The sequence below is a fragment of the Bradyrhizobium sp. Leo78 genome (assembly GCF_059512425.1).
The window spans coordinates 1-6,185 of sequence record NZ_JCAMOT010000104.1; the positions used below are offsets into that span (position 1 = coordinate 1).

The 6,185-nt window shown below is 59.8% G+C and carries 6 protein-coding genes and 1 pseudogene; 3 read left to right on the forward strand and 4 right to left on the reverse strand.

Annotated elements, in window-relative coordinates:
- Positions 1-191 precede the first annotated feature (191 nt).
- Positions 192-431: a hypothetical protein gene (locus tag AC5ZG1_RS43210; RefSeq protein WP_496136463.1), complete on the forward strand. Its 240-nt coding sequence runs from the start codon at positions 192-194 to the stop codon at positions 429-431.
- A 161-nt stretch (positions 432-592) separates the two neighbouring features.
- Positions 593-715, forward strand: coding sequence for a hypothetical protein (locus tag AC5ZG1_RS43215; RefSeq protein ID WP_496136464.1), 123 nt, complete (start codon positions 593-595; stop codon positions 713-715).
- 307 nt (positions 716-1,022) lie between these two features.
- Here AC5ZG1_RS43215 and AC5ZG1_RS43220 read toward each other — a convergent pair.
- The 4 genes and pseudogenes from AC5ZG1_RS43220 to AC5ZG1_RS43235 form a co-directional block, all read right to left on the reverse strand.
- A pseudogene (locus AC5ZG1_RS43220) lies at positions 1,023-1,438 on the reverse strand (IS5/IS1182 family transposase); the annotation flags it as partial.
- A gap of 8 nt (positions 1,439-1,446) precedes the next feature.
- Positions 1,447-2,541, reverse strand: coding sequence for an alpha/beta fold hydrolase (locus tag AC5ZG1_RS43225; RefSeq protein WP_496136465.1), 1,095 nt, complete (start codon positions 2,539-2,541; stop codon positions 1,447-1,449).
- A 29-nt stretch (positions 2,542-2,570) separates the two neighbouring features.
- Positions 2,571-3,416 (reverse strand): alpha/beta hydrolase, encoded by an 846-nt coding sequence (locus tag AC5ZG1_RS43230; RefSeq protein ID WP_496136466.1) that lies wholly within the window; start codon positions 3,414-3,416, stop codon positions 2,571-2,573.
- A gap of 261 nt (positions 3,417-3,677) precedes the next feature.
- Positions 3,678-4,643 (reverse strand): alpha/beta hydrolase, encoded by a 966-nt coding sequence (locus AC5ZG1_RS43235; protein WP_496136467.1) that lies wholly within the window; start codon positions 4,641-4,643, stop codon positions 3,678-3,680.
- 705 nt (positions 4,644-5,348) lie between these two features.
- Here AC5ZG1_RS43235 and AC5ZG1_RS43240 point away from each other — a divergent pair.
- Positions 5,349-5,864, forward strand: coding sequence for a DUF2231 domain-containing protein (locus AC5ZG1_RS43240; RefSeq protein ID WP_496136468.1), 516 nt, complete (start codon positions 5,349-5,351; stop codon positions 5,862-5,864).
- Positions 5,865-6,185: the final 321 nt, after the last annotated feature.

A 6,185-nucleotide genomic window follows, 5' to 3' on the forward strand; every position in this document is an offset into this window, starting at 1 on the left:
CCAAGGCTTCCTCCTAAAAGAAAGCCTTGAATCACGTTCCGTCTGATTTGAGAATCCCAAGAGTCCACACAGCCTAGAAGACGCCTGGAAAAAGTCGTGAACAGGGTAGCAGATGACGCCTCAAACCTGCGACTCAAGGCTTTGCCCGTTGGGGCTTGGGGCTTTCATCACTCGACCTGGGGAGGGTTGTGATGGACAGACTGAAGCACTCGCTGGAAGACCGTGAAGCGCCAACCTGCCCAACCTGCGGCAGCGAGATGCAGTGGTGTCGATCGGAGCTTGTTAGATTTGTTCCCGCAACCAATCTGCATCTGTTCAACTGTCCGACCTGCCTTCTATTGGCAGAGTCAGAGACGGTTAGCGAGCCGGTTCAGGTATCTCCCGACAACCTCGCGGCAGCCGGTTTCCGGTTTTTTGCCGTGGCGGCATAGGGGCAGCGGGTTACGAAGAGCGATGTCCGCTGTTACGTCCGGTTTAAGAGAAGACCGCGGCTAAATTGGCTGCCGAGATGCGGGCTGGCGCGCCCTCGATGTTCTTCCGGCGTCTATGAGCCGGAGCGTGTCGCCGCGGCCCGCGAGGGCGACGGCCTGCAATGGCCGGGGCAACCAACTCGCCCTTATTCGCGCCGGTGCCGAAGCCGACCATTGAAACCGGTGTTGAGGCCATGACACTTGCCGTGCTGAGCGTGTTCGACCAGCACGCGCGGGGAAAATAACCGTCGGCAACGCCTGATCTCGTTCCGGCACTGCTCGTCAGGCGCCCGGCAACGTGATTGAAGAGGACAATTGCTGCGATGAAGGGGTCCAGTGATGGCCCGAATGCGAAATCCGCGCGGGCTCTGAATGGTCTGCATATCTGGGCAGAAGCGATTCCAAACTCATTGGCATCGCCGTGCGCAAGTCCCCCTCTGGGCGATCGCCCTCCGTGCTCCTCTTGATGCTTCTCGGTCGCGCCCGCTCGCCGCCAACAAGAGATGATGAAGGTCGGGCACTCCGACAGGTCTGGTTTTGGCTGATTTCGTTCTTGCGGAGCCGACGCGAAGTGCGGCCCTCCCACGAGCTTGCGAACTGGCGCGCCATGTCGCGAACGCCTCGTAGATCGAGCGCGGTATTTTCCGCGACGCCTGCTTGGGGCAGCATCGGGACTTGAGGGCGCACGGATCGCAATCGCGCTTGCTGGCGGTGTAAAGCGGAGCCATCGTTCACCAGCGCTCCGGTCGTGCTGAGGACCTTGCCGTCGGGACACCGGTAGACGTCACTTGCGCGGTCATGGGTGAAGTCGTGGCGCGAGAAAGTGCCATCCGTCCCCGGCCGACTTGTCGAACAGTATGACGTGCGGCTAAATCCCATGCTCGTGGGACCAACCAGCCGAGCATCTCGGCCGAGCCGCTGTCGCCGAGAAGCCGGCTCGGATAGAGATCGAACCGTTCCAGCGAGCGGCCGAAGCTCAGTTCGCGTTGTTCACGCCGCGCAGGAATGTGCCGATATAGCGGTTGAGGAATTCGACGTCAGACGCCGCGCCCCCTCCTGCCGAAGCGTGCCCGGTGACGGTACCCGGACTGATCGTTACCATTTTGACCTGCGGGATGTTCTTGCCCATCTCGATCGGCTCGAACTCGGGATTGAGCAGATCCTTCGTGCCCGTGAGAATGAGAGTTCTCGCCTTAATCGAGCCGAGTGCCTTTGCGGTATCTCCGCCGAAGCCAGCCGTTGTTCCGACGTCGTGGCGCTCGTAGGCCCATGTCTGGTAGATCCAGTCGTTGGCATCGAACGCCTTTATCGCCGCACTTTCCTGCTGGTCCATCCACGGCAGCACATCCATGCCGCTCTTGAACTGGGCCTGGTACATGTCCGGGGTTCGGGCCGCGAGCAGGTTGAGGATGTCGCGCCACAAGCGAACCCCTTTCTCCGGCGGTGTCTCGTAGTTGCCGTCCTTCCAGGCGGGGTCCTCGGTGATCGCCTTGCGAGAGGCTTCAAGCACTGCGACCGTCCAGGTCGGCGTTCTGGTCAAGGGCACCATCGCAACCAGAGCATCCATGGCGTCCGGATGACTGACGCCCCACTGCAGCGTCTGCATGCCGCCCATCGAAGGTCCGACCACGGCGACCAGATGCTCGATCCCGAACCTCTGTTTGATGAGCCGATACTGTGATTCCACCATATCGCGGATCGTGAACTTCGGGAATTGCATCCGCGCTTGCGTCTTCGAATTGCTGGGCGAGGTGGTCAGCCCATTTCCGATCGCATCCGTGCAGATTATGAAATACCGGTCCGTATCAAGCGCCTTGCCTGGCCCGATCAGGAAGTCAATCCTGTGGTGATTGCCGGAGATCGCCGTCACCATGAGGACGGCGTTCGATTTGTCCGCATTGAGCGTGCCATGCGTGACGTAGGAGATGGCGAAATCCTTGATCACCTCGCCATTTTCGAGCTGAAGGTCGCCTTCGGCAAAGCTCTGGTGCGCTGGTTGCTGCGCCGTGTGCGCCAGCGCCTGAGCCCCAGAAAGGATCAAGGAGGCAAGAATGGTGACGAACTTCCACATGTTTCTGCTCGCAGTCGGAAAGCGGGGCACTACTTGGTAAGATGTCTGTCGAAGAACAACGCGATCTCCTCGAAGGCCTCTTTCGATTCCGGCGCAGTGTCATCCCGATAATATTGCGCGTGTGATTGGCCTTCGAAGACCTGCAGCTGCGCCTCAACGTGATTTTGCCGCAGCTTGCGATGGACACGCACGGTATTGCTGAGGAGGAGATCGCGCGTTCCGCTGGTGAGGATTGTGGGGGGAAGGCCTTCCATCTCGCCGTATACCGGTGAGAGCAGCGGGTCCTTCAGATCGTGGCCTTTGGCGTAAACCAGCGTACCTGCATCGCAGAAGCCGTCGGGTGAGACGAGCACGTTGTCGAGCTTGGCGTTGGTCACGAAGCTGTCTCCAACCTTCGTCACATCGGACATTGGGGTGCCCGGCGCGATCGCGCCCGGCATGGGCAAGCCCTCCTGCCTGGCTTTGAGCATCATCTCCAGCGTAAGAGCGCCGCCAGCGGAGCTGCCGAAAACCGCGATCTTCTTGGGATCGATCGTCTTGAGCAGCGCTCGATAGACGGTCATACCGTCGTCGAGTGCCGCCGGAAAATACGCTTCCGGCGGCATCCGATAGTCGACCGAAATGACCTTGAACCCGCCAAATCCCGACATGAATAGCGCTTCCGGCAGCGCAGCCTCGCCGGGATTGAGGACATAACAACCCCCGTGCATATGAAGCAGGATGCGGTTCTGGTTCTGCGGCGGGATGCTGTCCGGAGTGAGGATGTACGCCCGCACCCCATCGATCGTTGTCTTCTCCACGCTGACGTGGAGACGCTCCCGCAGCCCAGGAACGTTCTTCAGGGTGGCCGCAGCCGTGGCCTGCACGATCGGCACCCATTCCTCTCCGCTTTTTGGCAACACGTCCCAGCCGTTGCGGAGAGGCGCGCCGATGATCTTGGCGAGCTGCGGACTTACGGTGCTCGGAACGGGCACCGACTTCGCAGGTACCTGGAGCGGCTCGTACGAGGGAGACGACTGCGCCGAAGCGTGCGAAAAAGCTGCGACCGATAGCGAGAACGCAGCGGCGCGGGCGCAAAGGGACGGCCGAATCATGTTCTTCTCTCCAAAGTGCGATGGTTGATCTGCATGAGGCCGCTACTCGCGCAAGAATTTCAGAACCTCTTCGAAGAAAACAAACCGCTTGTTCTCGAAGAGAACGAAGTGGGTCGCATCTGGAATGACCACGTTTTTCTTCGCCGGAGCATGGATGAGGTCGCGCATCAGGCCTTCGCGATCCTCTAGATAGGACCAGGTGTCGTAGTCGCCTCCGATCACGAGCGTAGGCGAATAGATATTCGCGGCATTCCAGAGGGGCCGTCCGGTCGCCTGATAAAACGAGTCTTCAAGCACGCCATTGGGAGCGCGTAAGCTGGCGGGCGATCGCAAGTTGCTGGTTGGGTCCGTCGCAAGGCATGCGTTCCAGAACTCGGCAGGCAAAACCGGGTCGCGATACTGGTCCTTGTTCTCTACGGGGATTTCGCCGTTCCAGCGCGCGGTATTGGCGGCTTCCGAAGCCAGACGGTAAGCGCCCATCGAGAAATTGAACTCGTATGGTTTGCGCTTGTTCTGTAGCGCGCTGCCCGGTCCAAGGTTCGTGTGATTGTTGAAATTGTACAGTGGCGCATACAGGACGAGCTTACGCACCTGTTCGGGGTGAAGCGAAGCGTAGTAGCCGGCCATCATAGCGCCCCAGGACCAACCGATCAGGGTCACCTGCTTGATGCCCCGTCTCGCCTTGATCGCGTTTACCATCGCCTCCACGTCCCTTACCGCGAGGAAGGAGCGCGTCATCGGCTGGCTCTTGGCAGCTGGCTCCTCCATGGCCGGCTCTCGGGTGGAACCGCCATAATTGCGATAGTCGCCCATGTAGACAACGTAGCCCCGGTTCACCAGCCAATCCGCCCAGGAATAGTCCTTGTAGGCCAGATCGAAGTCGCAGGTCGACGGACTGGTTGCTCCGTGCAGAAACAGGACCACATTGTCCTGTCGGTCCGTTGGGGGGTCCGGCAGCTTCTCGCGCAGAAAGAGCTTGAGCCCCGGATCAAGCGCATCGATCTGCATGTCCGTTCTGACGATTGTTGGCTGCTGCGCCTCGGTGGGCGTATGCAGACCCAGACATCCGAGGGCGACACCTGTCAATCGCGCGCAGGAGCGCGTAACCATTCCCACGTGAGCCATTCCATCCCCGGTCGCTACTTAATTTCACCTAGCGTACTTGGGATCACTACGGCTGCAACCGGCTTTTACAAAAATTTTCGCGCATGGGGCCTGGAATAATCCGGGCAACCCTGCGGAACGTCCGCTTCCATATCGCAGAAGCGAGCCCGGGCGGAGCGACTAATGGTCCTGCCTTTGCGCCGGATTGTTGGCTGGCCCGCGAATCGGACACCGTCCGCGATAGCGGACAGAAGTGCAGGTCGAGGTCGTCCAGCAGGTACGGTCAGAGGACCAGGACCTAGAATGCTTGGCCTTATCTTCAGGTTCAACGTGGATAGTAATTATGGCGCCATCGATGGCTGCTTTGAGAGGGCGCTCGATCAGCGGCGTCGGCGGAGATCAATTTCTTGATCGTTGCGAGCTCGGTTCGAACTCGCCTTATCCAATAAGCCGCTGAGGGATTTCTTCATCGCCTCACACCGCGGACACTTCCGGATGCTTTACGCGTTTGCAAGAGAGTCAAATTACTGCACCGCACCCGAAGCCTATCAGGAACCAGTGGGATCATCGGAGATTGTTCCGGCAGATCACTTTGAGAGTGAGGCCCGTATGAGCATTAATCCTGTGAGCACCGCAAAACTCGGCACCCATCCGCTGCATCCGATGCTGATTCCATTTCCCATCGCCTTCCTGGTTGGAGCGTTCGTCACCGATCTGGTGTTCATCGGGACGGGTGATCGCTTTTGGGCGAGAGCCTCGATCTGGCTGATTGGCGCGGGCATTGTGATGGCTCTCCTCGCCGCTCTGGCCGGCTTTACCGACTTCTTCAGCGAGCCTCGAATCCGCGCCCTGAACGATGCCTGGTATCATATGATCGGCAATCTCAGCGCGGTCGTCATTGCCATCATCAACTTCTTCCTCCGCTACGGTCAGGGTCCTGAGGCCGCGATCAAGCCGTGGGGCGTGCTCCTCTCAATCATCGTCGTTGGCATCCTGCTGTTCACCGGCTGGAAGGGCTGGGAGATGGTCTATAGCCATCACGTAGCCGTTCTGGACGCACCGGGCCAGACCAGTTCGGAGCCGGTGACGACGCCCCGCGGCGGCGCGGGACGGCGCGCGGCTTAGCCTGACGATACCTGCAACGCTCCCGCCGGCATTCGAATTTTCGAATCCGGGGAGCGGGGGGCAACCCATTCGCCCTGAGCTGAAGAAGCTTGAAGTCTCCCGCGCGTACGCTGTGACGGGTAGAACCGGACCTCTCCCACACTGCCCTCCACCAACGCTTGTGAAGCGGGTAATGATGCGGCTGACAACGAGGTGAGCGGCTGATCATGGCGAGCCCCGTCAGACTTGGGGGCAGCACCAGGGCCCTAGGCTGTGTGGACTCTTGGGATTCTCAAATCAGACGGAACGTGATTCAAGGCTTTCTTTTAGGAGGAAGCCTTG